The sequence below is a fragment of the Marinobacter daqiaonensis genome (assembly GCF_900115285.1).
In the GTDB taxonomy this organism is placed as follows: Bacteria; Pseudomonadota; Gammaproteobacteria; order Pseudomonadales; family Oleiphilaceae; genus Marinobacter; species Marinobacter daqiaonensis.
The window spans coordinates 640,655-663,830 of sequence record NZ_FOYW01000001.1 but is presented as its reverse complement, the minus strand read 5'-3'; the positions used below and the strand labels follow the sequence as shown (position 1 = coordinate 663,830).

23 protein-coding genes are annotated in these 23,176 nt (G+C 58.7%); 9 read left to right on the top strand and 14 right to left on the bottom strand.

What is annotated here, in order from left to right; genetic code table 11:
* Positions 1 to 420: 420 nt before the first annotated feature.
* The 4 genes from BM346_RS03065 to BM346_RS03050 all read right to left on the bottom strand — a co-directional run bounded on the left by BM346_RS03065 (position 421) and on the right by BM346_RS03050 (position 5,323).
* On the bottom strand, positions 421 to 609 hold the full coding sequence (locus BM346_RS03065; RefSeq protein WP_092008816.1) for a CsbD family protein: 189 nt from the start codon (positions 607 to 609) through the stop codon (positions 421 to 423).
* 126 nt (positions 610 to 735) lie between these two features.
* Positions 736 to 1,899 (bottom strand): hypothetical protein, encoded by a 1,164-nt coding sequence (locus tag BM346_RS03060; protein WP_092008815.1) that lies wholly within the window; start codon positions 1,897 to 1,899, stop codon positions 736 to 738.
* Between the two features lie 94 nt (positions 1,900 to 1,993).
* Positions 1,994 to 3,913: a PHA/PHB synthase family protein gene (locus BM346_RS03055; RefSeq protein WP_092008814.1), complete on the bottom strand. Its 1,920-nt coding sequence runs from the start codon at positions 3,911 to 3,913 to the stop codon at positions 1,994 to 1,996.
* Positions 3,914 to 4,105: 192 nt separating this feature from the next.
* Entirely contained in the window at positions 4,106 to 5,323 is a 1,218-nt protein-coding gene (locus tag BM346_RS03050; protein WP_092008813.1) for a polyhydroxyalkanoate depolymerase, read from the bottom strand.
* A gap of 620 nt (positions 5,324 to 5,943) precedes the next feature.
* Here BM346_RS03050 and BM346_RS03040 point away from each other — a divergent pair.
* Positions 5,944 to 7,620 (top strand): methyl-accepting chemotaxis protein, encoded by a 1,677-nt coding sequence (locus tag BM346_RS03040; RefSeq protein WP_092008811.1) that lies wholly within the window; start codon positions 5,944 to 5,946, stop codon positions 7,618 to 7,620.
* A gap of 134 nt (positions 7,621 to 7,754) precedes the next feature.
* On the opposite strand, the gene BM346_RS03035 is transcribed toward BM346_RS03040, so the two are convergent.
* Positions 7,755 to 8,243, bottom strand: a complete 489-nt coding sequence (locus BM346_RS03035) for a pyridoxamine 5'-phosphate oxidase family protein (protein WP_092008810.1) — start codon at positions 8,241 to 8,243, stop codon at positions 7,755 to 7,757.
* A 139-nt stretch (positions 8,244 to 8,382) separates the two neighbouring features.
* Positions 8,383 to 8,913 (bottom strand): host attachment protein, encoded by a 531-nt coding sequence (locus BM346_RS03030; protein WP_167812693.1) that lies wholly within the window; start codon positions 8,911 to 8,913, stop codon positions 8,383 to 8,385.
* Positions 8,914 to 9,249: 336 nt separating this feature from the next.
* On the opposite strand from BM346_RS03030, the gene BM346_RS03025 reads away from it, so the two are divergent.
* A complete protein-coding gene (locus BM346_RS03025) occupies positions 9,250 to 10,119 on the top strand; it encodes a bifunctional transcriptional activator/DNA repair enzyme AdaA (protein WP_227663041.1) in 870 nt (289 codons plus the stop codon).
* 298 nt (positions 10,120 to 10,417) lie between these two features.
* Here the strand turns inward: BM346_RS03025 and BM346_RS03020 are convergent, their stop codons facing one another.
* Both BM346_RS03020 and BM346_RS03010 read right to left on the bottom strand, forming a co-directional pair.
* Positions 10,418 to 10,948 carry a host attachment protein gene (locus tag BM346_RS03020; protein WP_092008808.1) on the bottom strand — a complete coding sequence of 177 codons (531 nt, stop codon included), beginning with the start codon at positions 10,946 to 10,948 and terminating at the stop codon, positions 10,418 to 10,420.
* A 557-nt stretch (positions 10,949 to 11,505) separates the two neighbouring features.
* Positions 11,506 to 12,237, bottom strand: coding sequence for an MBL fold metallo-hydrolase (locus BM346_RS03010; RefSeq protein ID WP_092008807.1), 732 nt, complete (start codon positions 12,235 to 12,237; stop codon positions 11,506 to 11,508).
* Between the two features lie 122 nt (positions 12,238 to 12,359).
* Between BM346_RS03010 and BM346_RS03005 the strand changes: the two genes are divergently transcribed.
* The 3 genes from BM346_RS03005 to BM346_RS02995 all read left to right on the top strand — a co-directional run bounded on the left by BM346_RS03005 (position 12,360) and on the right by BM346_RS02995 (position 13,935).
* Positions 12,360 to 12,734, top strand: a complete 375-nt coding sequence (locus tag BM346_RS03005) for a SpoIIAA family protein (RefSeq protein ID WP_092008806.1) — start codon at positions 12,360 to 12,362, stop codon at positions 12,732 to 12,734.
* Between the two features lie 140 nt (positions 12,735 to 12,874).
* Complete coding sequence (locus BM346_RS03000) at positions 12,875 to 13,513, top strand: HPF/RaiA family ribosome-associated protein (protein ID WP_167812692.1); 639 nt, start codon at positions 12,875 to 12,877, stop codon at positions 13,511 to 13,513.
* Between the two features lie 35 nt (positions 13,514 to 13,548).
* Positions 13,549 to 13,935: a DUF2267 domain-containing protein gene (locus tag BM346_RS02995; protein WP_092008804.1), complete on the top strand. Its 387-nt coding sequence runs from the start codon at positions 13,549 to 13,551 to the stop codon at positions 13,933 to 13,935.
* Between the two features lie 52 nt (positions 13,936 to 13,987).
* Here BM346_RS02995 and BM346_RS02990 read toward each other — a convergent pair whose 3' ends face one another.
* Entirely contained in the window at positions 13,988 to 14,518 is a 531-nt protein-coding gene (locus tag BM346_RS02990; protein WP_092008803.1) for a CIA30 family protein, read from the bottom strand.
* A 202-nt stretch (positions 14,519 to 14,720) separates the two neighbouring features.
* On the opposite strand from BM346_RS02990, the gene BM346_RS02985 reads away from it, so the two are divergent.
* Positions 14,721 to 15,686, top strand: a complete 966-nt coding sequence (locus BM346_RS02985; protein WP_092008802.1) for a zinc-binding metallopeptidase family protein — start codon at positions 14,721 to 14,723, stop codon at positions 15,684 to 15,686.
* A gap of 56 nt (positions 15,687 to 15,742) precedes the next feature.
* On the top strand, positions 15,743 to 16,660 hold the full coding sequence (locus BM346_RS02980) for a hypothetical protein (RefSeq protein ID WP_092008801.1): 918 nt from the start codon (positions 15,743 to 15,745) through the stop codon (positions 16,658 to 16,660).
* Between the two features lie 58 nt (positions 16,661 to 16,718).
* Here BM346_RS02980 and BM346_RS02975 read toward each other — a convergent pair whose 3' ends face one another.
* Together BM346_RS02975 and BM346_RS02970 are read right to left on the bottom strand one after the other, a co-directional pair.
* Positions 16,719 to 16,895, bottom strand: coding sequence for a DUF2897 family protein (locus tag BM346_RS02975; RefSeq protein ID WP_092013242.1), 177 nt, complete (start codon positions 16,893 to 16,895; stop codon positions 16,719 to 16,721).
* A gap of 181 nt (positions 16,896 to 17,076) precedes the next feature.
* A complete protein-coding gene (locus tag BM346_RS02970; RefSeq protein WP_092008800.1) occupies positions 17,077 to 17,484 on the bottom strand; it encodes a DUF3775 domain-containing protein in 408 nt (135 codons plus the stop codon).
* 261 nt (positions 17,485 to 17,745) lie between these two features.
* Between BM346_RS02970 and BM346_RS02965 the strand changes: the two genes are divergently transcribed.
* Positions 17,746 to 18,168 (top strand): DUF2267 domain-containing protein, encoded by a 423-nt coding sequence (locus tag BM346_RS02965; RefSeq protein ID WP_092008799.1) that lies wholly within the window; start codon positions 17,746 to 17,748, stop codon positions 18,166 to 18,168.
* Between the two features lie 138 nt (positions 18,169 to 18,306).
* Here BM346_RS02965 and BM346_RS02960 read toward each other — a convergent pair whose 3' ends face one another.
* From BM346_RS02960 to BM346_RS02950, 3 genes are all read right to left on the bottom strand, one after another.
* Positions 18,307 to 18,642, bottom strand: coding sequence for a thioredoxin family protein (locus BM346_RS02960; RefSeq protein ID WP_167812703.1), 336 nt, complete (start codon positions 18,640 to 18,642; stop codon positions 18,307 to 18,309).
* Positions 18,643 to 18,685: 43 nt separating this feature from the next.
* The gene (locus BM346_RS02955) at positions 18,686 to 20,284 is read right to left on the bottom strand and encodes a methyl-accepting chemotaxis protein (RefSeq protein WP_092008797.1); all 1,599 of its coding nucleotides are present in this window, start codon (positions 20,282 to 20,284) and stop codon (positions 18,686 to 18,688) included.
* Positions 20,285 to 20,419: 135 nt separating this feature from the next.
* Positions 20,420 to 22,189: a sensor domain-containing phosphodiesterase gene (locus BM346_RS02950; protein WP_092008796.1), complete on the bottom strand. Its 1,770-nt coding sequence runs from the start codon at positions 22,187 to 22,189 to the stop codon at positions 20,420 to 20,422.
* Positions 22,190 to 22,564: 375 nt separating this feature from the next.
* Here BM346_RS02950 and BM346_RS02945 point away from each other — a divergent pair, with 375 nt between their 5' ends.
* Positions 22,565 to 22,879, top strand: a complete 315-nt coding sequence (locus BM346_RS02945; protein WP_194242267.1) for a DUF3175 domain-containing protein — start codon at positions 22,565 to 22,567, stop codon at positions 22,877 to 22,879.
* The last annotated feature ends 297 nt before the right edge of the window (positions 22,880 to 23,176 follow it).

The following is a 23,176-nucleotide window of genomic DNA, read 5'->3' as shown; positions in this document are numbered from 1 at the left end:
GGACCCGGGATTTACAGGATTACACCTGAACATAACACCCGTTATGTTCTTCTGCTATCACAATAGACGGGTTTGGATGAATTGCCATCGTCATGCTCAAAAAAAACCGATGCAGTTGGATGGGAAAAGGTCAGGTGATCCCATAAGAAAACAGACATGGCGGCCTGGACGCCCCACGACCGCCTGAAACGCCAGTGGCGTAATTTCTGAGGTCTGGAGAGGTTCCCCGAACATCCTGAGATGCTTTTCCGGGGCAGGGACTTTGGCAGGCCGGTGCTGAACATCGACGGCTGATCAGTTGGATCAGGGGCAGGGCAACGTTACTTTCAGATCAGCAGACATTGCGGCTGCGCCGACACCATCGCCGTAAGTACATGGCTCAGCCACAATGACTTCATCAGAGCTGCATAGGAGCGCGCTCTATTTTTTCCCGGACTTGACCGCGTCCTTCAGCTCGCCCTTGGCCTTCTTGCCACTACCCTTGGTCTGATCGAGCTTGCCTTCCTCTTCGGTTTCCTCATCATCGATGAGCCGGCCGGTGGTTTCCTTCACCTTGCCTTTGGCCTTGTCGAGGGTTCCTTCTGCCTTGTCTTCCTCTGACTTCTTCATGGCGTGTCTCCTTCTTGAACCGGAATGGGTACTGCCATTTTAAAGCTAGCAGCAGGCACCGCGGCACCGCCAGTCAATTACAAGAGAGTAATGGCGCAGCCACAAAGTCCCGGGTGCACAGACCTGTTACCACACCCCGCGGCCAAAACGTTCGCGCCCCTTCCCAGCGAGCCAGAGCAGCACGGGCACCAGCGCCCTCAACAGGGCGGCCAGCGGAATCAGAAGCCATCGCGCCAGTACCAGTAACGGCAGCAGAATCAATGTCCAGCCCAGCCATTGCATGAACCAGGCGGGCAGTCCAACGACCCGGGCGACTTCCGCCAGCACATCGCTGATGACCGCAGGGTGGCGAACCACCAGGTATCCGGCCCCGATGATCACCGGCCAGCGGGCGTAACGGGCGCTGCGGAGCACCATCCGGCCGGCGCCGGTCACCCTGGCCGCCAGGGCCGCGGACCGTGTCGAAAGGCTCGCGCCCCGGGTGGTTGCTGCGACCGCGCGGCCCGCCCGTAACACTTTCACCGCGCTGGTAAAAAGCAGCACATCCACGGAGGCCCAGCCGATGTCGGACAGGCGAATCTCCTCGCCGGTGCGCTGCCGGGTCTCCAACTGCCGGATGCCGCTGGTAAAAAAGTCGGTCACGCCTTCGCTGATACGCTCGGTCTGAATCCAGTGCACCGAGCCATCCTCGGCTACCTCGAACTGGCCCAGGAACCCATGCCCCTCGGCGTCAATGAAATTCACCGCGTACCAGCCACGCTGCTCAGGGGTAAGCTGGTCGGACGGGGCGTCGGCCTCTGCCTCCGCGGGAGAGGATGGCTGGCCAGTCCCACCCTCATCGTCACTTCCCCAGCGTTCCACATAGTTGCGGGCCTGGTCAAAGCGCCGGGCGATGGTGTTCATGGCCTCGATGGTGGCAACCGGGTTGCTGAGGAAGTAATCCAGGGGAGGCAGAATCGCTTCGCCATAACGGCGGAGGATGTCGTGGAATTCCGGCTCGGTTGCATAGAGGGGGAACACGCGCGCCGCCATGTCCGGATACCGGATCACCGCCGCCCGGGCCTTCAGGGAAACCAGCGGATCATCCGAGAGGTCCAATAACGCAGCCTGGAGTTCCAGGGGCAGATCCTCGAGCCCCGGGATACCCGGGAGGCTTTCGTGGGCCTGGATGCGAACGAGGCGGTGCTCCAGAGGCTGGGGATCATGAACGCCCGCGGTGAACGCGGCCAGCAACATGGCCAGTACAAGCAGGATGGCTGCGGTTTTCAATAATTGGCCTCGCACGACCATGGAATAGGCTTCCTGCCCAGCTTACAACAGGGCACGGGTTTATCCTACGGTCCCCGGGCTCCTCCTATAGCCGCCTTCCATGGCGATCCGGCGGTCAGCCCACTTTGGCTGGTTTCCGGCTTCCCCGGCGCTGGGTTGCTTTCTGGGCTGCAGGCTTGCGGGTGGTCCCCCTGGCGGTCACGGTTCCGGGCTTGCGCTTCGATGGCATCGCCGGAGCCGGTTCATTGCGCAGGTAGGATCCGGGGGCCGGTTCGATGATGGCCAGTTCGCCGTCTCCCGGTATTCTTGCCGGCACTTCACCGCCGCCGAACTGCTCCGCCCACCTGACCCAGTCCGGCCACCAGGAACCCTGGAACTGCTCGGCTCCGGTGAGCCACTCATCCGGTGTCTGAGCATCGTTTTCGTTGATTCGGTAGCCGTATTTGTTCTGGTAGGGCGGGTTGATGATGCCGGCGATGTGGCCTGAGCCACCCAGCACAAAGCGAACCGGTCCCCCAAGGTATCTTGACCCCCTGAAACAGGAGATCCAGGGAGCAATGTGATCCTCGATGGCGGAGGCAAAGTAGGCGGGTACTTTGACCTTGGCGAGGTTGATGGGCGTTCCGGCAAGAGTGATGCCGCCGGGCTCTTTCAGGCGATTCTCCAGGTACATGTTGCGCAGGTAAAAACTCTGCATGGAGCCTGGCAGACGGGTGGTGTCCGAGTTCCAGTACAGAAGATCGAATGGCGGTGTATCGAGACCCAACAGATAATTGTTGATGAAGAAGGACCAGATCAGGTTGTTGGGCCGTAGCATGTTGAACGCGGCGGCTATGGAGGTGCCGTCAAGATAGCCCTGCTTTTTCATGGCTTTCTCGAGCTTCTTGATCATGTCCTCGTCAATGAAGACATTCAGGTCACCGACGTCAGAAAAATCCAACAGGCTGTTAAAGAAAGTGGCACTCTTTACACGGTCGTCACCGCGAGCCTCCAGCCAGGAAAGCGTGCAGCCAAGCAGTGTTCCGCCAATACAGTAACCGACGGTGTTGACCTCGCTCTCGCCGGTGGCTTGCTTGATGGCATCCAGGGCTTCAACGGGCCCCTCCAGCATGTAGTCCTCGAACCCCTTGTCAATGTGCTCCTTGCCGGGATTAACCCAGGAAATCACGAAAACTGTATGGCCTTTCTCCACCCAGTAACGTATGAAGGACTTTTTCGCCCCAAGGTCCAGGATGTAATACTTGTTGATCCATGGCGGCACCACCAGCAGAGGCCGGCGATGAACCGTCTCGGTGGTCGGCCGGTACTGGATGAGCTGCATCAGATCGTTCTGGTAGACCACCTCGCCTGGCGTGTCCGCCAGGTTTCGGCCGACTTCAAAGGCGTCAGGATCCGACATCCTGAAAAACAGATGGCCATCGGCCTCGTCTATGTCCCGCAGAAAATTGGCAAGACCACGCACCAGGTTGCGGCCCCGGCTGTCTACGGTAGCCCGCAACACCACGGGGTTGGTCAGAACAAAGTTGCTGGGCGACAGCGCATTGGTCACCTGGCTGGTGTAGAAACGGAGTTTCTGGCGGTCGTGATCCTTAAGGCCACGAACATCATCAAGGGTGTCCCGCACCCACCGGTCCGACATCAGATAGGCCTGCTTGAGGAAATTGAAATAGCCGACGTTGGTCCAGGCATCATCCCTGAAGCGGTTGTCGCCTTTCTCCGGGACCGCCACCTGCATGGGCTCCCGGCTGACAAGTCCTATTACCGCGCCACCACTGAGAATGGCCGTGTTCTGAACCAGGCGCATCTGAGCGGTGATGATGGCATCCGGCTGGGTGGCAAACTTCAGGGTGAAGCGGACAAAGGGTTTCGCCACACTCTTCTTGCTGACCGGATCAGGCCGCCCGCCTTTCAGGCGACGTAACACGGAGCGGGTAATCAGGCGGCTTCCGTGTGTTCCGATCCTGGCCAGGGACTTGCGCACGACACGAGGCTCTTGATCGCTTTCGGAAAATTTCTTGACGGATTTCGTGGACATGGATGCTCTCTCCCTCGATTCACCACCACTGACAGACCGGGAGGTCTGGGCGGTCGCAAACACAGCAATGTCTTTCCTGTCAGCCGCAGAGGAAACCCGGGGGTTTCCTCTGCGGTGAATTTATCAGGACGACTGACTTCAAATTAGCAGAGGGGAGAGAGGGCAACAAGAAACGCCGGAGAAAGGGTCGATTCAGGCGTTGCGAATGAATTTCTGCAGCCTCGGGGAAATTTCCTCCCGCCAGCGGCGACCGTTAAAGGTGCCGTAGTGACCGACTCCGGGCTGCAGGTGATGCACCCGGCGCCCATCCGGAATATTGTTGCAGAGCTTGTGGGCGGCCTGGGTCTGGCCTGGGCTGGAGATGTCATCCTTCTCGCCCTCGATGGTCATCAGCGCCGTTTTGCGGATGGCGCCAGGGTTTACCAGCCTGCCGCGGTGCTTGAAACAGCCACGGGCCAGATGGAATTCCTGGAAGACACGCTCGATGGTGTCCAGGTAATACTCGTCGGGCAGATCCATTACCGCCAGATATTCATCGTAGAACTCCCGGTGGCGCGTGACCTCCTGATCGTCGTCGTCGCGAATGGACCTGAACAGGCCACGATAAGCATCCAGATGACGGTCAAAGTTCATGTTGATGAATCCGGTCAACTGTAAAAAACCGGGGTACACCTTTCGCATGGCGCCGGGGTAATTCACCGGCACCGTGTGGATCAGGTTGCGCCTGAACCAGGAAAGCTTATGTTTGACAGCAAGCTCGCAAGGCTCCGTGGGATCCACCCGGCCGTCCACTGGACCACTCATCAGGGCCAGGGAACGGGGAGCTGCTGGGTGCTCATCCTCGGCCATCAGAGCTGTAGCTGCCAGTACCGGCACTACCGGCTGGCACACCGCCAAAACGTGCGTATCGGGGCCAATGTGATCAATAAAGTCAATGACATAATCGATATAATCATCGAGTCCGAAATTGCCTTTTGAAATCGGTACCATACTGGCGTCACGCCAGTCGGTGATGTAGATGTCGTGATTTGGCAGCAAGGCCTCAACGGTGCCCCTGAGCAGCGAAGCAAAGTGGCCGGAAAGTGGCGCCACAATCAGCAGCTTGGGATCATCCGGACGATCAATGTTGCGCTCGAAGTGCTTAAGCTGGCAGAAAGGCTTGCGCTCGACGATGGTTTCGTTGACCAGAACCGTCTTGCCGTCACAGACCGTCGTGTCGAGATTGAAGGCGGGCTTCGGATAACGCTTGGTGAGATCCTCAAACACATGCAGGGCCGAGGCGATACTGCGGGTACCAGGAGCCCCGGAAAAGGGATTCAGCTCATGGCGAAGCAGTTTGCTCTGGATACCGGCCAGCAAGCGGGCCGGGGTCAGTGCGAGACGGCTCAATTCGTGGCTGTAGTACATCATGATGCGGGTTATCCTGAGTGACTTGGGTTGGTCTGTGTTTGTGCCGCTACTCCGCTCCATTGGATACTGGCTACCCGACTCATCGGGTCGGGTATTAGGGACAATACTTACATCATACGCTTGTTTTACGATCAGCGCGAAAAAGGCTGGTTACGCCTCGTAACCGGACGATGGGCATCCCGGCCTTCCCGACTGAAACCCGAAGAGGGGAAAAGGGGGGCTCAGGCGGGTGGGAAATCCGGGCCAAAAGGCAAGGCCAATCTGGAATGATGGCTCAGGGATCGAACGAGAGGAGACCGTACATGGCATTCCATAACCCGGACCCCGGGCTGCGTAAGGTGGAATTGGAGAACTCGCGGCTGCGCAAACCTCACCAGCCTCACCACATGGTAATGGCGAGGGGTGAGGCCGTTCACTCGAGGTAAACCACATGGGGGGCAAGCTGAAGGCGTTGGGCGTCAGTAACACTGAACAGCGGCAGGAAAATCGCACCCGTTACCCCCGCACCGGTATGCAAAACACATCATCGATGTCGCATTGCTGGTAACAAAACTGAAACAGAAACGGCCGGACTTCCCGTAGATAATTCGCAATCCGAACAATCATGGGAACCGGAACCGATGCGATTTTTGAACCAATTCACCGTTCGCACCCGTTTGCTACTGGCCATACTCGTGCCCGTGTTGCTCACGGCGGCCGCCATTGCGTGGATCACGGTAAGCCAGATCCAGGCCCACGGAGAAGACGAACTGAAGCGGCTGGAGAGCAGCCTGACAAAGGCCAACAAGGCTGGCCTTCAGAACCTGGTTGATGCGGCCCGGGCCGTGGTGCTCGAAGCCAAGAACGATCCTGCGCTCAGTCAGGAGGAGGCCAAGGCGGAGGCGGCAGAAAGACTGCGGTCGATTCGTTTCGACGAGTCCAATTACGTTTTCGCCTACACCCGTGATGTCTATAACCTGGCATACGCTCCTGATCCCTCAAAGGAAGGTCCGACTAAAAATCCGGTTCTGAAAGAATTGGTGGGGGCTCTCTTCGCTGCAGCCGCGGGCGACGGATTCTACGGCTATGACTGGATGAATCCTGCTTCCGGCAACGAAGAGCCAAAGATGTCCTACGCCACGCTTATTCCAGACTGGGACTGGATGATTGGCGCCGGCGTATATACCACTGGTATCCAGCAGGAGCTGTTGGCCGCCCGGCAGGAAGTCAAGGAAAGTGTAAACGCTGCCTTGGGCTTTATTTTTCTGGCAACCGTAATTGTCGTGGTGGGCTCCCTGCTGATCGGGCTCTTTGTCGGCCGCACAGTGACTCTGCCGCTGAAAGGCATCAGCAACATGATGCAGGAAATCGCTGCAGGTGAGGGCGACCTGCGGCACCGGCTGCCAGATGAAGGGAATGATGAGCTGGCTGAGCTGGGGCGCCGGTTCAATGCCTTTGTCACCAAGATTCAGAACACCATGCGCGAAGTGGGAACGACCACCGACCAGGTTGCCTCGGCGGCTGAAGAGCTCAGTCGGGTGGCAACCGAAACTCGGGTATCTGTTCAGGAGCAGGGTTCTGAGACCGATCAGATCGCCTCTGCCATCCATGAAATGGCAACAACTATCCAGCAGATCTCGGGGAATGCCCGGGAAGTACAGAATGCGGCCTCTGATGCCGACCGCATGGCGCGGGAAGGCGGCGAAACCATCAGCAGTGCCCAAGGCGCTGTCAACAGGTTGTCAGGTGAGATTGAAGGTAGCGCTGGCGCAATTACCGCATTAGCGGAGAAATCTGATGACATTCAACAGGTGTTGGATGTTATCCACGCGGTGACCGAGCAGACCAACCTACTGGCACTGAATGCCGCCATCGAGGCCGCCCGGGCTGGTGAGCATGGTCGGGGATTCTCGGTGGTGGCCGATGAAGTGCGTCAGCTGGCCAAGCGAAGCGCCGAATCGGCTGATCGGATCCGGGAAATGATCAATGGTTTTGTCTCCGAGTCCCGGGCGGCAGTCGATCGCATGGGCGATTCCCGCAAGAGCTCGGAGGAAACGGTCGCACGGATCAATCATGCCACCGACGCCTTGGGGACCATCGAGACCTCGGTGGGGCAGATTCACCATCAGGTTACGCAGATTGCGACGGCCGCAGAGCAGCAAAGCCAGGTCGCCGAGGAGATCAACCAGAACGTCGTGCGTATTGTGGATGCTGCCCAGCGCAGTCACGGTGGCGTGACCCAGACCAATGAAGCGAGCCATGAGCTGGCGCGTTTGAGCGAGAATCTCCGACAGCTGGTGGGGCAGTTCAAGGTTTGATCAGTGTTGTGGAAGAAGCCTTGGGGTTGACTGGGAGAGTCAGGCCGCCAGAAATTGCCGGCCAGCCATAGGCTATGGTAGGCCGGACAATCTTTTAGGCGATCAGGTCGCGCAGCGGCGACCGATATCTTCGGTTATTTCGTGCCGAATTTCTCGTTCTCGCCAAGATCCGGCTGCTCGTTCTTGGCCTTGGCCTTGGCCGTCTTGACCAGTTTGACCATTTTGCTGGAGTCGCTGTTCCAGTGTTCGCCTTTCTCGACCTTGATTTCGAGCATACCGACATTGGGGGAGTCCTTGCCATCCGGGAACCAGGCGGACACGAACGGATTCCAGTATTTCTCGATCAGAGACTTGTCGTCGGTGGTTCTTCCGACACCCGTAAGTGATACGTAGACGTGGTTCTCGGTGTCCGAGAAAGTGACGCAGACGTCGTTGTCACCCTCAACCTCAAAGACCTTCTCGGATTCCAGGTCGGTATAGAACCACAGTGTTCCGTCGTACTCGTCCTGCACCAGAACCATGGGGCGCGAACGCAGCTCCTCACCGTGCTTCGTGGTCAGCATTCCGGTTTTGATATCCTTGATGAGACTCCAGATTTTCTGCTTGTGCTCTGGGCTGGACATTCGTTTTCTCCTCGTTTTATCGATGAGCTTTCGATTTTCTGCTACTTGGAACATCAGATCGGCGTTGGAACGGATGCTGGGCGTTGCTTTACCCGGCAACCGTTACGCGACACGATATTTCAGTCGTGAAGAACAGCCATCAAGAGAGTGACTGTGGCCGCTTCTGCGGAGGAAGCAAGCCATCGTCTGCCAGCTTCTTGTGGAGCTCGTGGGCGCTGAAACCGGTCAGATCCTTGGGAACCTCCTCGATCTGCACCTTGTCGCCGGGAAGGGCATCGAGTTCCGGTCTCAGGAACCCCAGCATCTGCACTTCGGCGCAGAGCACCACTTTCTTGACGTTCTGGCTGTCAACAACGCGCTTCAGTTCAGTTACTACGTCGTTGGCGAAAGACTGGATGACCATCCGCTCGTTATTGTCGCGATGCTCATCATAGTTGTGGTGGGGGATTCCGGCCGTCCCACCGGCACCCTGGCCACTCTGGTGTTCCCGGTTGGCACCGCGACGGGTGTCCGTCCAGACTTGCGAATCGCTGGCCTCGCGCTCGGAGTTGGTCAGGCTTTTCTGTTCCACCAGGTAAGGGCTGTTCTCCACTTCCGGTGCCTCAGAGGACTCGAGGGTGTAGATTCGCGCTTGCGCCATCTCGGCTACGAGAACGCTGTATTCAGCCATTCGCTGTACCTCCTGGTTGCTGCGTATGTTCGCGAACGGTCCCGAGATTGTTAGTCGCACTGCCCGGGGTTCGCCTCTGTACTTAACCCTTGGTACTTGCGGGCGTATTTCAAGGGCTTCGGTCATTCAGGATGGCAGGAAAGGTCGAAAGTAAGGCCCCGCGTGATAAATTCTCCCTGCCAGCGAGCAGGTCCAGAGCGGCTGACAAAACAGCAAGATCCGGGTCGGAAGAGCGAGACCAGTGCCGTAAACTGATCATGTACCCACGAAGGAGTCGTGGACAGGTACTGGAAAAGAAGCGATGAGTGCGTTTACAAACCGGGGTGGTGGGCAGGTATGGATCAGTCGGATGACCTGAGATTGCAGCAGATGTCGGATTATCGCCGCATCGAAAAAGCCATGGTGTTCATGGCTGGCAGTGCCAGTCGCCAGCCGACCCTGGACGAGATTTCGGCTCACGTCCATCTCAGTCCTTTTCATTTTCAGCGGGTGTTCTGCCGTTGGTCGGGCACGACGCCCAAACGTTTCCTGCAGGCCATCACCCTGGAGCGCGGGAAGCGGCTGCTCAGGGAAGATAAAGCTCTGCTTGAGGTGTCACATGACGTGGGGCTCAGTGGCAGTTCGCGACTCCATGATCACTTTGTGCAACTGGAAGCGGTCACTCCCGGTGAGTTCAGAAACGGGGGGGAGGGGCTCTGTATCGAGTACGGCTTTCATCAGACTCCCCTGGGACAGATGTTCGTGGCGATCACCCCCCGAGGTATCTGCCGCATGGGATTTATTGACCACACCAATGCCGGGGCCGCCCTGAAAGAGCTTCGCCGTGCCTGGCCGAAGAGCACCTTGATCAGCAGCGAAATGGCCACACGCCATGTGATTGACGTCCTGTTCCGTGATCGACCGGGCAGGCCGACCGGCCCGCTGTCACTGCATGTGACGGGTACCAATTTCCAGGTGGCGGTATGGCGGGCCCTGCTTCGCATCCCGCCGGGGAGGCTGGCCAGCTATTCCTTGATCGCGGCCGCTCTGGGGCGGCCGGGATCATCGAGGGCGGTTGGCAACGCCGTTGGTGCCAACCCCGTGGCGTTGCTGATTCCATGCCATCGGGTCATCCAGCAAAGTGGTGCCCTTGGAGGCTACCGATGGGGCACCGCAAAAAAACAGATGGTCCAGACCTGGGAGCAGCTGCGGAGCGAATTCCTGTAAATGTCGATTCCGCCAATGCCTCCTTCGGGATACTAGTGTCCCGGCCGGTTAATTCGCTGACCTATTGCTTGCCGCTGGCGACTCTGGCCAAGGCGTCAGTCCGCAGGTGTGGTGGTTCCACATCAAGGGCTGACAACACAGGTCCAGAGTCGCCAGCGGCAAGCCCTCCGGGAGCCCCTGAAAGCCTTGAGAGCTGTGTTGCGGCGCCTCGATTTGGAACCACCAAACCTTCGACACCGCGCCTTGCTCTCAAGGCTTTCAGGGGCTCAGTAGGTCAGCGAATTAACCGGCCGAGACACTAGACGAGCGTTCTTGGCTTCCGGGACGGAGGCAGCAGGTCATCACTTGCCAGCCTCTTATGCAGTTCGTGGGTTTTCAGGCCGGTCAGGTCCTTTGGCACTTCCGTGAGCTGAACCTTGCCTTCCGGCAACCCGCTGAGTTCAGGCCGCAGGAAGCCGAGCATCTGTTTCTCGGCGCATAGCACCACCCGGTCCACGTTGTGCCTGTCGATAACGCGCTTGAGGTCGGACACCACCTCACTGGCAAACTCCCGGTTCGCCTTGCGTTCATTGTTCTCCCGGTGTTCATCGTAGTTATGGTGGGGTATGCCGGTGGTCTGGCCGGCAACCTGGCCGCCCTGGTGTTCACGGTTCGCGCCGCGTCGGGTATCGGTCCAGAGCTGTGAATCACTGGCCTTGTGCTGGGAGTTGGTCAGGGTCTTGCGTTCCACCAGAAATGGGCTGTTTTCTATTTCCGGCGTCTCGGAGGACTCGAGGGTGAAAATCCGCGCTCTTGCCATTTCGGCTACGAGGACACTGTACTGAGTCATTCGCTGTTCCTCCACATTGTCATGCAAATACGGGCGAACTGGCGGGGGCAAAATCTTTGCTGGCCTGCCGAGAGCGGGCCCGTCTTTTAAAGCTTGGTTCTTCGTGGCACATTTGCAAGTGCTGTCATTGCTCTCGGGAACGGGGAAAAGGCCCCGGGTAAAAGATGGACCCCACACAAGCGGAGCCGCATGTCTTCCTCCCAAGCACCGAAAACACCGGACGGACGCTATATTGTGGTTCGCGGTCGCCTCTGGCGTGCCACCGATCCGCACTTGCCGGAAAGTGAGCGCCGGTATTGGGTGGACCGGCTGATGAGTGCTCGCCGGGCAGTCGGGCAGGCCAGGCGGGACGGCGATGCCGGGGCTGAAAAACAGGCCAGGGCGAGTGTTGATGAGTCCAAGCGCGCCCTTGGAGAGCGGGGCCCGGTCTGGTGGACAGACGGGGAACCGGATTACAGTCAGTGCAGGGTTGAGAACACCCCTACGCGGAATGGTACGAAAGCATCGAGCCCTCTTGATTCACTGTCTGATTCGAGATGATTCAAAACGTGGCCCCGTCACCGCAGGATTCGCGTCATGCCGTCGTGGGCAATTTCTGCCCTTACACCCCTCTCATCGGCGTACTGCCTGAGCCTGGCTCCAAGCTGACGCTCATCGCCCCCGACAATCTGACTTCCGCAATGAGTGACGATCATCCATGGCACGGCTTCTTTTTCACACCACGTAAGCTGGGTACGAACCGGCGTATGGCCAATCAGGTTGCCGTTCTTGTCCCGGCGGACCAGGTTCTGATCAAGACTGGCGCCGTCGCCGATATAGCAGCGGACGCCTGAGAGGGCATCGCCGCGTTCCTCGATCCATACCACGTCAGGAACATAGAAAACCGCCACCCGACCCGCCGTGATGCGAAATCCCACTGCCGGAGCCTTGGTGGAGTGAATTACCGGAAACGCTTCCACCTGGATCCCTTCAATCGTCCGGGGAGTCCGTTCGCTGATGAGGTGGCGCTGATTCTCCCCGATGGGCCAGTCCTTCATCATTTCCCACGCCTCACGGGTTGCCCAGACCGGACAGGGGGAACCATCCTGCAGGCCGAAGGCATGATCCGGGTGAGCGTGAGTGATCACAATGGCGTGGGGCCGGACCTTCCATACCTCGCGGCGCCAGTCTGCACCGCAGTCGATCATGACGTGCCGTCGACGATAGCTTACCAGCGTGGATGTGTGTCGCCGATGCCGGTCGGTGACCGGATCGACGTAACCTTTCGTGCCAAGGAACGTCAGCTTCATGGCTGCCTGGCCTCCTTCATCGAAAATCCGGCCTATACTCACAGGGTGGGTCGCCAGCCGTGTAACCGGGCATCCCGGGCAGTGACAGGTGGCGTCCATCCTTCCGAGAGGGAGCATAGGTCATGCTGAGTGTAACCGTCGACGAAGACAATCTGATTGTTATTCTGGAACCCGAGACCCCTTTGTCAGAGGTCGACTTCCATACCGCCGCCGAGGTGGTTGATCCGGTGATCGAGAAACACGGCCAACTGAATGGGCTGATTGTCTGCACTCCGTCTTTCCACGGCTGGGAGTCGTTCGGGGCGTTGATTTCCCATCTGCGATTCGTGAAAAACCATCATCGGGATATCGCGCGGGTCGCATTTGTTACGGACTCCTTCGTGGGTGACATTGTGAGACGGGTTGCGTCTCACTTCGTCAATGCGGAGATCCGGTCGTTCCCCTACGATTCCCATGACGTTGCCAGGCGCTGGGTGGCCAGGGCCAACGGCGCATAAGGGGAGCGACCGGATTCTGTGTGCCGGATCTCTTCGAGGAGGGTTGAAATCGCCGATGCCGCTCTCAGGTAGTTATTAAGCGAGCCGATCAGAGAGTCGGCGGTTGATACCATTCTCAAACAATGCAAGGGGGCTCAAGCATGCAAATCCCTCTGGAAGTGAAATTTGCCGATGTCGATCACACTCAATGGGTTGAGGATTATATCCGCGAACGGGCCGACCGCCTTGACCGCATGTGCGACCACCTGATGTCCTGCCGGGTGGTGGTGGAGCGTGCACAGCATCACCACAATACCGGAAACCCTTATCGTGTCCGTGTCGAGGTCACCTTACCGCCCAAGAAGGATCTTGTGTCCGATAAGGAAGGTACCGTCGCTGATCCCCATGTCCAGCTTCGGCCGATTATCCGCAAGGCTTTTGAAGCGATCGAGAAGCAGATCGAAAAGGAAACGGCCCGCCAGAGGGGAGCGGTCAAGTTTCACGATGTTCCCAATGCCCTGGTGGTGCAGCTTTACCCGGAGCAGGATTACGGCATTATCAAGTCGCCCGTGGACGGGCAGGAATACTATTTCCACCGCAACGCTGTTCTCCATGACGACTTTCATCGCTTGACGCCCGGAACCGAAGTCCGCTTTGAATCCGCCATGAGTGAGGAAGGCCCCCGGGCCACCACCGTGCAGATCATCAACAAGCCCGGCGCCCGCCCCCAGACCGGCGCTGATGAAGCAGAACCACCCGTTGACTGGGATTCGAATCCCGAGTCACAGGAACACCAGTAATCGAGACTGCCGCAACCGAAAAAGGAGGTGCAGATATGCAATTCCATGAATTTCTCGGCCAGGTACAGAATCGCGCCAAGCTTGATTCCCCGGATGCCGCCATGCTGGCGACCCGTGCGACACTGAACACACTCGCGGAACGCCTGAGTGGCAATGAGCCGGCAAACCTCGCTGCCCAGCTGCCAGGGGAGATCGGCAACCACCTGAAGACCGGGACCGCCGGCAAGGGCGAACGCTTCAACGTCGACGATTTTATCGCCCGGGTCAGTAAGCGCGAGGGAGTGCCGGAGAACCAGGCCACCCATCATGCCCAGGTGGTGATGGGCGTTCTCAACGAGGCCGTGTCAACCGGCGAGATGGCGGACGTCCAGGGCCAGCTGCCTGAGGACTACGCCCTGTTGTTCCGCAGGGAATGGGCCTGATCAGGGCCTGTGACCAAAAAACCGGTCGGTGTCATGGTGGGGGGGATGCCAGTCATTTCCCGCCATGGCTCTGTCCTTTGATCCAGTCCACCAGCAGTTGAAACGGTCCATCGCGCTTGTCGGCGATGAGGAAGCCTATTTCAGTCACCTCGGATGGGTCGAAAGCCGGCCCCTCAAGCTCGCGCCCCCGAAAAGTGGGCGTCAGATCGTTGAGGGGAACCCTGACTGTAGTCCATTGGTTTTCCGGGGTAGAGAAGCTCGCAGCGTAACTGATCTTTGAATCCTGGTACCGTGCATTGGTGTACAGCCTGATCTGGTAGGTCCTCCCGTCTCCGTTTACCCGTATCTGCAGGCTTTCGCTGTCACTGAGATCGTACTGTTGTTCCCGACCCCTGACGGAAGCGAAACCCGCGTTATTATCCAGGGAAAGGTGACCCGTAAAATGCAGAATTCCATCCCGTATGGCCGGAACTCCCTCGGAATGACCGCCCATGACCGTGTCATTGATGGATCGCCAGGCCGATTCCGCCGCCGGCCCCGTGAAATCGGTCAGTGTGCGGGTCGTGGATGACTTCTGACTCATGATCTTCCGTTACTCCATATGAATCGTAGTCCGGCCAGCGTAACATGGAAGGTAGAAAAACGGGCTGAAGGGATTCCCGGCACTGATCTGCAGTGGCACTCTGGAGACACCTGAACAGCAAAGCCACCACAAATCATAAGCCGCAACGCGATAACGTCTATGCTGTCAGTGTTGCCTTGCTGCTTTCGGGAGTGCTTGTCATATGCGCGTCTTTTCAAATCCGGTAGGTCCCGGATCACTCTGGTTCGATAATCTTGCCACTGCCGACGGCGTTCCCGTGGCCTACGATCCCCAGGCCCGCGCCTTCCTGACCATGCCGCCCTTCTGCAAAAACCGGGCGGTGATCGGCTGCAACTGGATTGCGCCCGAGGAGGGTGCCTTCTGTCGCTCCTGCGCCATGACGGCCCTGGCCCCGGACCCCTCGATACCCAACGCCATGCCCAACTGGGCCAAGACGGAGGCCGCCAAGCGCTGGGCGCTGGACAACCTTGGCCGCTGGAACTGGTTCAGACCTGAAGATCCCGGTACGCGTCCGGTTTTCCACATGCTTGCCGAGGGGCCTACCCCCGTGCAGATGGGTCACGCCTATGGCGTGGTGACCATCAGTGTGGAGGAGGCTGACCCGGTACTGCGACTGACCCGTCGCGAGGCGCTGGAGGAGCCATACCGTACAATGATCGGCCATATGCGCCACGAAATCGCGCACATGCTGTGGTGGCGGCTGAGCCTCAGGGAGGACTTCCTCGATGCCTTCCGGCGGATGTTTGGCGATGAGCGAGCCGACTACGGCGCCGCTCTTCAGCAACATTATGTCAATGGGCCGCCAGAGGACTGGAAACAGCGGTACCTGACCACTTACGCGTCCGCCCACCCCCACGAAGACTGGGCAGAAACCGCTGCGCATCTGCTACACCTGACCGATATCGCCGACAGCTTTGTGGCCGCTGGTCTTTCTTCACCGGAGCTGCCCTATTCAGGTTGGGACCCGTATTCAGAATCGGATTCGGCGCTTCTCATCCAGTCTGCAGCGACCCTGGCGATGCGGGTCAATAACGTCAACCGTTCCATGGAGCTGGCAGACCTTTATCCGTTCGTGCTGTCGGAGCCTGCCCGCGAGAAACTCGCTTTCATCCATGACTGGCTTCGCCGGGGTGCACAGGGGCGTTGAGTTGGCGATAATAGGGCGCTGGAAACGTCGCTATCATCAACAACAAGGACATACCCATGAGTTTTGACACCCCTCTTTACCTGTGCGGTCCCCTGCGGGAACCGCGGCAGATGCTGGCCGATCAGGAGTACAGTGGCCATACCTCGATTCACGACAATGACATGGCGGAGAAGCTGGGTTTCAAGGCGGGTCCCATTGAGGGGCCGACCCATTTCAGCCAGTTTGTGCCGATGCTCGCCGAGATCTGGGGGCAGGCCTGGTTCGAGCGCGGTTGCTTCTCCGCTCACTTCCAGAACATGGTCGTGGAGGGGGAGCAGGTCCGGGCTTTTGTGGAGCGGCCGGCGGAGGGCGCTACCCGGGTTCGGGCCTGGGCGGAAAAGGCCGATGGAACGCCCGTACTTGAAGCCAGTGCGAGCCTTGGGCCAGATCACGGTGAGACCCTGCTGGACCAACGCATGAGAAAGTTGCGCGCCCCCGACAAGCTGGTGATTCTGGCGGAGCTGAGGGAGGGTATGGCCGGTGCCGAGGACGAGCCCGTTCGCATGGATGCCGACAAGCACATGGGTAACCTGTATCCGTTTTCCCTGAATGACAAACTGGAGCGCATTACCGAGAATTCGCCCTGGTATTCCGAGGCCGGCAGTTCGCCCTGGGGCCGCGCCATCATTCCCCTGGAAATGGTCAGTGTGCTGGCGGAATACAGCAGCAAGCTGGCGAAGTTTCCGGTCAAACAGCCGGTGGTGGGTCTTTTCGCCGATCAGGAAATCCGGATGGTGGATGGGCCGCTCTTTGTTGGCGAGGAATACCTGATCCGCCGTGAAATCGTCGCCCTGTCTGAAAGCAAGCGCACCGAATCCTACTGGGTCCGGTCTCGCATCTACGACGCTGGCGGCACGGTCCTCAAGGCGGAGATGCTGCTCAACCATGCCACCCTGAAACATTCCTATCCCCATTACGAGGAGGAAGCCGGCTAGAAACCGGATCTGTCAGGACGGCGCTCCGTATGGTCGCCGTCCTGCGGTTCAGGCGGACCTACCAGTCGTCTTTTTTCTCCTGCCTTTCCTCTTCTTCAACTTCCGCTTTTCGCTCGCGAATTTTCTTCATCTTTTCTCTGGAAATCGGCATGTTCGCGCTGTCACGCAGCATGAAAAGGCTGCCCAGAACGAGGGCGAAAGCAGCCAGGATGAATACCCATCCGATGGTCGGCATGGCCGAACCTCCCTTGTTGCCTGTGTGATGCAAGTCTGGCTCCTTGGTCAAATGACCACAAGGGCCTTTTGCCGTTGGTTTCGGATGGGACAGCCACAATGACGGGAAATTGCGTGGTGATCTCGCCAGGGAACCGGCGGCGTCAGGCGCTCGGTTCCTGACGCCCGGTCATAGCGGCCAGTCAGTAGGGGGGCTTTGCAACGAATTCCTCACAGGTGTAGCCGTGAAGTTCCAGTCCCTCACGGAGCTCATCGGCCAGCAGCGGGTGATCAATCAGGTATTCCGCGGTTTCTGGCGACCATTGCTCCTTCGCCTGCTTCACGACGCTGTCCCATTCTTCCAGGGTGTAGTCACCACGTCCCAGCCAGAGAAGGGCGACAACCTCCTGCTGATGATCGGCGTCGAGGTCCTTGATGATGGACTTGAACTCATCATAACTGGTGTTGTCGGCGTGGTCCGCCAGCATCTGCTGGGTCCAGTCGTCCGCCGCATTGCTGCCCTCCTCGGGGATACTCGCTGGCTCCCTGACATGAAAACTCTGGGCCAGCTCAATCAGTCGGCACACGGTGTCCGGGTTGACCTGCAACATAAACTCCCCCTTTGCCTTGAATGTATTGGGTACTCTACAGTTCTTGGTCCCCGCAGTGGGAATTTCAACCGGAATACCGGTCACTTCGACCGAAGCGGATCCTTTGCGGCGCATTCCCCGGGGAAGGGGCGTGAGCAAAAAAATCGACTATGCGGGAGGGTAAGACAGTACGACGCCACGGTTGAAAAAATGCTTACAGCCGCAAATGTCTTTTGATAGGAGTCAGATAATTCACCTGGATTCAAGACAGCGAGGATCCTTATGCAACGCAGTATAGATATCATCGATCGCAATATCGTCATCATCAATACATGGTTGAAGGACATCTCGGAGGAAATCGGAGATATTGACGAGGAGCAGGCGTGGGGCCGGCTTCGGGCGGTTCTGCTGACTGTGCGGGATCGTATTGAGACCGATGAGGCGATCCATTTCGGGGCCCAGCTTCCCATCATTGTCCGGGGGCTTTTCTATGAGCAGTGGAAACCGACAGAAACTCCGAGGAAATGGCGTCACAGGGACGAGTACCTCGAAGCCGTCAACAGCAATATCGATGGCCCTGACATTGACGCCGAGCTCACCGTCAAAGCCGTCCTGAAGGTCATGGATCGGCATCTCGAGCCGGGCGAGCTGAAAAAAGTGAAGGAAATGCATTCCAAAGAGGTCTGGGATCTCTGGCCTGAATAAGAGGCTCCCAGAGACAAAATGCCGGGTCCGGAAGGGCCCGGCAAAACGAAGGGCCGCCGTTCTGGTCGGCTCTCATCCACGGAATCAGCGAACCGGGAAGCCACTGACGGCAAACTGCCAGTGATCTCTCCCTGGGTCCTAATCCTCCTGGCCGTGCCGGTCGATCCCGTTAAGTGCTCGCTTGATCTCGGCACTGTCCCGGGGGCGGACAAGACGGCTGACCTCCTCGCCGTCCCGCAGGAAGATCAGGGTTGGCCACAGCTTCACGCCAAAACTCCGCCCCAGCCGACGACCCTTGCCATCCTCGATTTTCAGACGGGTAACCGAGTGGTGATCGTCGAAAGCGTCGGCAATCAGTGGCTGGGCAGCCTGGCAATGACCGCACCAGTCGGTGCCGAATTCCACCACTACGGGACCCGACATGCGGTCGATTTCATCACGATCCGGTGCATCTGGGGAGTAAGCCTGGGTCATTGTCATGAACCTCCTGCTGAAATGGAATGAAAGGGCCCGTGCCTCAGGACAGGCTACGAGAGCGCAGCCTCTGAATCAATCCGGAGACCTGAACGATCTGGTCCTTCAGGGTTTTCGTTGAGGTCTGCGCTTCCTGAACAAGATTTCTGGCCTCATCACCCAGATCATTGATGCTCTCAATCTTGGTGGAGATTTCCGTGGCGGAGTCATGCTGCTGTTCCGCTGCCGACGAGGTGGCGTCGCAGTCTGCTGCAATCTGCTCGATGTAGTTAACCAGCTCCGTCAGGGTCGTTTCGGAGCCGACGGCATTCTCAACCGTCGTCTGGGCATAGCGGGCGCACTGGTGCATGGACTGCGTTGCCTGGGTTACGGTGTTCTGAAACTCACCGAGGGTTTCCTCGATCTGCTCTGTTGACTGCCTGGTGCGTGAGGCGAGCCCACGAACCTCATCGGCCACCACGGCAAATCCCCGGCCGGCCTCACCGGCCCGCGCGGCCTCGATCGACGCATTCAGTGCCAGCAGGTTGGTCTGCTCGGTGATTTCCGCGATAACTCGTAGCGCGTCGGTAACTCCACGGCTGTTTTCGGCGAGCTGGCTGACCGCATCGGATGCTTCCCGAAGCTCACGGGACAGCGAATCCATGCTATCGCGGGTGGTTTTCGTCAGGCTCTGGCCCTGTGCCACCCGCTCATTGGCTTTTTTGACCTGCTCCTTCATACGGGCAGCACTGTCGGCCACATTCTGCGACATGGCAGACATCTGATCCGCTGCGGTTGCTATATGACCGGTCTTGCTGGCCTGTTCCCGGACGGCACCGTGGGCGTTCTCACTTAGGCGGATGGTATTCTCGGAACCCTGATCGAGCTGGCCGATGACATCGTCGAGCCGTTTGACCACGGCATCCAGCTCGGCGGTTTTTTGCGTGATGGCCAGTTCAATGCTGCCAATATCGTCCAGCCGTCCGCTGAAGATCTGTTCAGCGACCGGATCATCGATGATATTCCTGGCCCGCCTGACCAGTTGCTTCAGGGGACTGGTCAGCCAGGCGATGACCCCGAGACCCAGGAAGACGCTACTCAGCCAGGTCAGAGCCATCGCGGCGGGGCTTTCGAAAAGAAACAGCCCGGCTGCCTGGAGCGAGAGAAGAATCACCGCCGCCAGTGCCAGCTGGGAGGCCAGGGCTGGCGAACGCTTCAGTGAAACAGCCGGGAGCGGACCTTTGGCCGGTTCGGACTGCTTGACCCGGGCGTAGAGAGCTTCGGCCCTCTTGATTCTTTCCTCGCTCAGTCGGGACCGAATCGACTGCAGCTCCACCAGTTCACCGTTCTTGCCCGTTACCGGAATGGCGTAAGCCTGGACCCAGTAATGATCGCCATTTTTGCAACGGTTCTTCACCGCGCCGATCCAGGACTGCCCGGCCTTCAGACGCCGCCACATTTCCTCGTAGGCCGCACGGGGCATGTCCGGATGCCGGATAATGTTGTGGGGCTGGGAGATGAGCTCCTCCCTCGAGAACCCACTGATCTCGACAAACTCATCGTTGATGTGGGTGATCTGCCCTTTTGGGTTGGTTGTCGACAGGATGTTGGCATCCTCGGCGACCGGGATATTTCTTTGGGAAACAGGTTGGTTGATGCGCATAAAACTCTTCTCGGCGAGCGGTTGCTTAGAAAAAACGGACAACAATACGGATCCGGTGCCCCGGCGGCTTACCGCCCGGGGCAATAAACATGGAAATAAACTGAAGGAATTTGATGGCGTTCCTGTTCGAGGGCGCTAGGGTGAGGCGGCCGGTCGCCCACCTTCGGCTGCAAGCCAGCCCTCGAACTCCTGCTTTTCCAGGGGTCTGGCGAACAGATAGCCCTGAACCTCGTCGCAGTCCAGTGACTGCAGGAAAGCCAGGCCCTCCCGGGTTTCGACGCCTTCCGCCACCACCCGGTAGCCCAGGGCGTGGGCCATCTCGATCATGGACCTCACCAGGATCTGACCTCGCTTGTGACCTTCAATGCCATCCACGAAGGAGCGGTCCACTTTTACGACGTGGGCTGGGATCTCCTGCAGGTAGGCCAGGCTGCTGTATCCGGTACCGAAATCGTCAATGGCAATCTCGATGCCGGCATCAATCAGTGCGTCCAGCTGCTTTCTGGCGACGCGGCCATTACCGATGAGGCCGCTTTCCGTGAGCTCCAGCTCAATGGCACTGACCGGCAGACCCTGCTGGCTGAGGTAAGCCAGCACACGTTCGGTAAAGTCATGTTCCTCAAGGTTGACGGCGGCAATGTTTATGGAAACCCGGAGGCCCCGGCGTTCCCTGAACCAGATGCCGGCCTGAGCGATGGCTTCACGCAGAACCCAGTCGCTCAAGGAGCGGGCCATGGGAGTGTTTTCAACCAGGGGAATGAATTCCGCCGGTGACACATTCCCAAGCTCTCCATGCTGCCAGCGGATCAGTGCCTCGGCACCAACACATGCGCCCGACCTGACGTCAACCCGGGGCTGGAAAACAAGGCGCAGTTGATCCGGCGCCTCCAGCGCCTCACTGAAGCTGGCGATCAGGCTGAACCGCCTCTGGTGGCTCTCATCTGACTGACAGGAATACAGCCCCGTCGGGTTTTCCGCTGCCCTGGCGTCCCGTGACGCGCTCAGGGTCATTCGCAGGACGGAATCCGGCTTGTGCGTGCCCAGGGTGAAGGGGGCCAGCCCGATGGCGGGACGGACCATGAATGGCGAGGTGCCGTCCCGATTCGATGACGCCAGCGCCTCGTGTATCCGAAGGGCATGGGTCATCACCGTCGCCTCGTTGCCGGCGTCCAGGCACATGAACTGTCCGGGGCCGGTGTAGTACACCCGGCCGCGATCCCCCAGAGTCTCGTGGAGAACCGTGGCGGCTGAGCGGATCACTTCCCTGACATAGCCCGGTCCCAGGGCCTGGTGCAACGCCCCGGCCTGGCTGTAATCCAGGAGCTCCACGCACAGGGCATGGCAGGCGCCACCGGGATTGTCGATCTCCAGGTCCTGAAAATCCTCGATAAACTGCAGGTGGTTGGGCAGGCCCGTGGTGGCGTCCACTCGTCCCACTGCGTGCTGAAGATCGATCTGGGCCATGACCATGGCGGCGAGGTCGCCGAGGATGGCCTTTTCGTGTTCGGTGATTTCCCGGGGCTCATGGCCAAGTACGCACATGGCGCCCAGGGTATAGCCATCACGGGTCGTCAGGGGGGCGCCCGCGTAGAACCGTATACCGGATTCGGCCAGGGTACCGGTGCGGTAATGCTCGGATTCCATAAGGTCGTTGACGACCAGAACCTCTGAGGTATCTGAAACCTCGCCACAGCAGGCCCGATCCCGGGGGATTTCCCGGTGATCGACGCCGACCCGTGACTTGAACCACTGCCGATCCGCGTCGGAAAGGGAGACCGCGGCAATCGGCAGGTCAAAGAGCTGGCTGGCCATGCGAGTGATTCGATCGAAACTCTCGCTGGGCGATGTGTCGAGAATATTCAGTCGCCTCAGTGTCGAGAGGCGTGCCTGTTCGTAATCGGTCATGAACTTTCCATTCCTCGGCCGGCGACGCGCTGGCGTACGGGCGAAATATCAAACAATTTTAATGATTGCGATAATTGAATAAATAAGATGAACCTATAGCCTAAAACAATTAAAGAGATGGGTTTCCGCAGCAACGGTCGACAGGGGACGGTGGGTGGTGGGTGGTGGGTGGTGAGTGGTGACGGATGCCCGTGGAAAAGCTATGTACACCACGTTAATTCCTCATGTTCTGCTAGCCTTGATAGTAGGTGTTCAGTGAGCCGATACGCCGTGGTGAGTTGAACAGTTTTGTCCTGATCCGGATCGCGCCCGTCTCTTGTTCCGGTTTTACAGGAAAGGGGAGGGGGCTCGAGAACTTTGAAGCGAGGAAACGTCGTGTCAGATAAACCAAAATCCGGCAGCTCCGATGACAACAATCAGTGGTCCCAGGAGGTCACCGAGAAAAGTGATTCTCTGGATCTTGAGGAAGGAGTGTTTACTCTTGAGGATCCCCGGGAGATCGCAAAGTCCCTGAAGAGATCGGCAGAAGACAGCGGCCGACGCAAGGCAGACCCGTTCCAGTCAGCCATGTCCATGCTGACTTTCTACATGAACAGGGCCGGCAGCCAACTCTCCGATGACCAGCGGGATCGGCTCGAGCAGGCGAAAGACGAGCTCCGGGACCTGTTCGGGCGACCCAGGAAAGACTAGTGTCCCGTTTGGTTAATTCGCTGATCCACTGCTTGCCGCTGGCGCCTCTGGCCAAGGCGCCAGTCCGAAGGTGTGGTGGTTCCACATCAAGGGCTGGCAACACAGGTCCAGAGGCGCCAGCGGCAAGCCCTTCGGGAGCTCCTGAAAGCCTTGATAGCTGTGTTGCGGTGTCTCGATTTGGAGCCACCAAACCTTCACCACCGCGCCTTGCTCTCAAGGCTTTCAGGGGCTCAGTGGATCAGCGAATTAACCAAACGGGACACTAGTGTCCCGGCCGGTTAATTCGCTGACCTATTG

Bases quoted from the DNA above. Each gene is read 5' to 3' on its own strand.
- BM346_RS03050 (WP_092008813.1), bottom strand. From the start codon at position 5,323: ATGATGTACTACAGCCACGAATTGAGCCGTCTCGCACTGACCCCGGCC.
- BM346_RS03005 (WP_092008806.1), top strand. From the start codon at position 12,360: ATGCTGAGTGTAACCGTCGACGAAGACAATCTGATTGTTATTCTGGAA.
- BM346_RS03020 (WP_092008808.1), bottom strand. From the start codon at position 10,948: ATGACTCAGTACAGTGTCCTCGTAGCCGAAATGGCAAGAGCGCGGATT.
- BM346_RS02965 (WP_092008799.1), top strand. From the start codon at position 17,746: ATGCAACGCAGTATAGATATCATCGATCGCAATATCGTCATCATCAAT.
- BM346_RS02970 (WP_092008800.1), bottom strand. From the start codon at position 17,484: ATGTTGCAGGTCAACCCGGACACCGTGTGCCGACTGATTGAGCTGGCC.
- BM346_RS03025 (WP_227663041.1), top strand. From the start codon at position 9,250: ATGGATCAGTCGGATGACCTGAGATTGCAGCAGATGTCGGATTATCGC.
- BM346_RS03055 (WP_092008814.1), bottom strand. From the start codon at position 3,913: ATGTCCACGAAATCCGTCAAGAAATTTTCCGAAAGCGATCAAGAGCCT.
- BM346_RS03065 (WP_092008816.1), bottom strand. From the start codon at position 609: ATGAAGAAGTCAGAGGAAGACAAGGCAGAAGGAACCCTCGACAAGGCC.
- BM346_RS03060 (WP_092008815.1), bottom strand. From the start codon at position 1,899: ATGGTCGTGCGAGGCCAATTATTGAAAACCGCAGCCATCCTGCTTGTA.
- BM346_RS02960 (WP_167812703.1), bottom strand. From the start codon at position 18,642: ATGACCCAGGCTTACTCCCCAGATGCACCGGATCGTGATGAAATCGAC.
- BM346_RS02980 (WP_092008801.1), top strand. From the start codon at position 15,743: ATGAGTTTTGACACCCCTCTTTACCTGTGCGGTCCCCTGCGGGAACCG.
- BM346_RS03035 (WP_092008810.1), bottom strand. From the start codon at position 8,243: ATGTCCAGCCCAGAGCACAAGCAGAAAATCTGGAGTCTCATCAAGGAT.
- BM346_RS02990 (WP_092008803.1), bottom strand. From the start codon at position 14,518: ATGAGTCAGAAGTCATCCACGACCCGCACACTGACCGATTTCACGGGG.
- BM346_RS02975 (WP_092013242.1), bottom strand. From the start codon at position 16,895: ATGCCGACCATCGGATGGGTATTCATCCTGGCTGCTTTCGCCCTCGTT.
- BM346_RS03000 (WP_167812692.1), top strand. From the start codon at position 12,875: ATGCAAATCCCTCTGGAAGTGAAATTTGCCGATGTCGATCACACTCAA.
- BM346_RS03010 (WP_092008807.1), bottom strand. From the start codon at position 12,237: ATGAAGCTGACGTTCCTTGGCACGAAAGGTTACGTCGATCCGGTCACC.
- BM346_RS03030 (WP_167812693.1), bottom strand. From the start codon at position 8,913: ATGGCTGAATACAGCGTTCTCGTAGCCGAGATGGCGCAAGCGCGAATC.
- BM346_RS03040 (WP_092008811.1), top strand. From the start codon at position 5,944: ATGCGATTTTTGAACCAATTCACCGTTCGCACCCGTTTGCTACTGGCC.
- BM346_RS02995 (WP_092008804.1), top strand. From the start codon at position 13,549: ATGCAATTCCATGAATTTCTCGGCCAGGTACAGAATCGCGCCAAGCTT.
- BM346_RS02950 (WP_092008796.1), bottom strand. From the start codon at position 22,189: ATGACCGATTACGAACAGGCACGCCTCTCGACACTGAGGCGACTGAAT.
- BM346_RS02955 (WP_092008797.1), bottom strand. From the start codon at position 20,284: ATGCGCATCAACCAACCTGTTTCCCAAAGAAATATCCCGGTCGCCGAG.
- BM346_RS02985 (WP_092008802.1), top strand. From the start codon at position 14,721: ATGCGCGTCTTTTCAAATCCGGTAGGTCCCGGATCACTCTGGTTCGAT.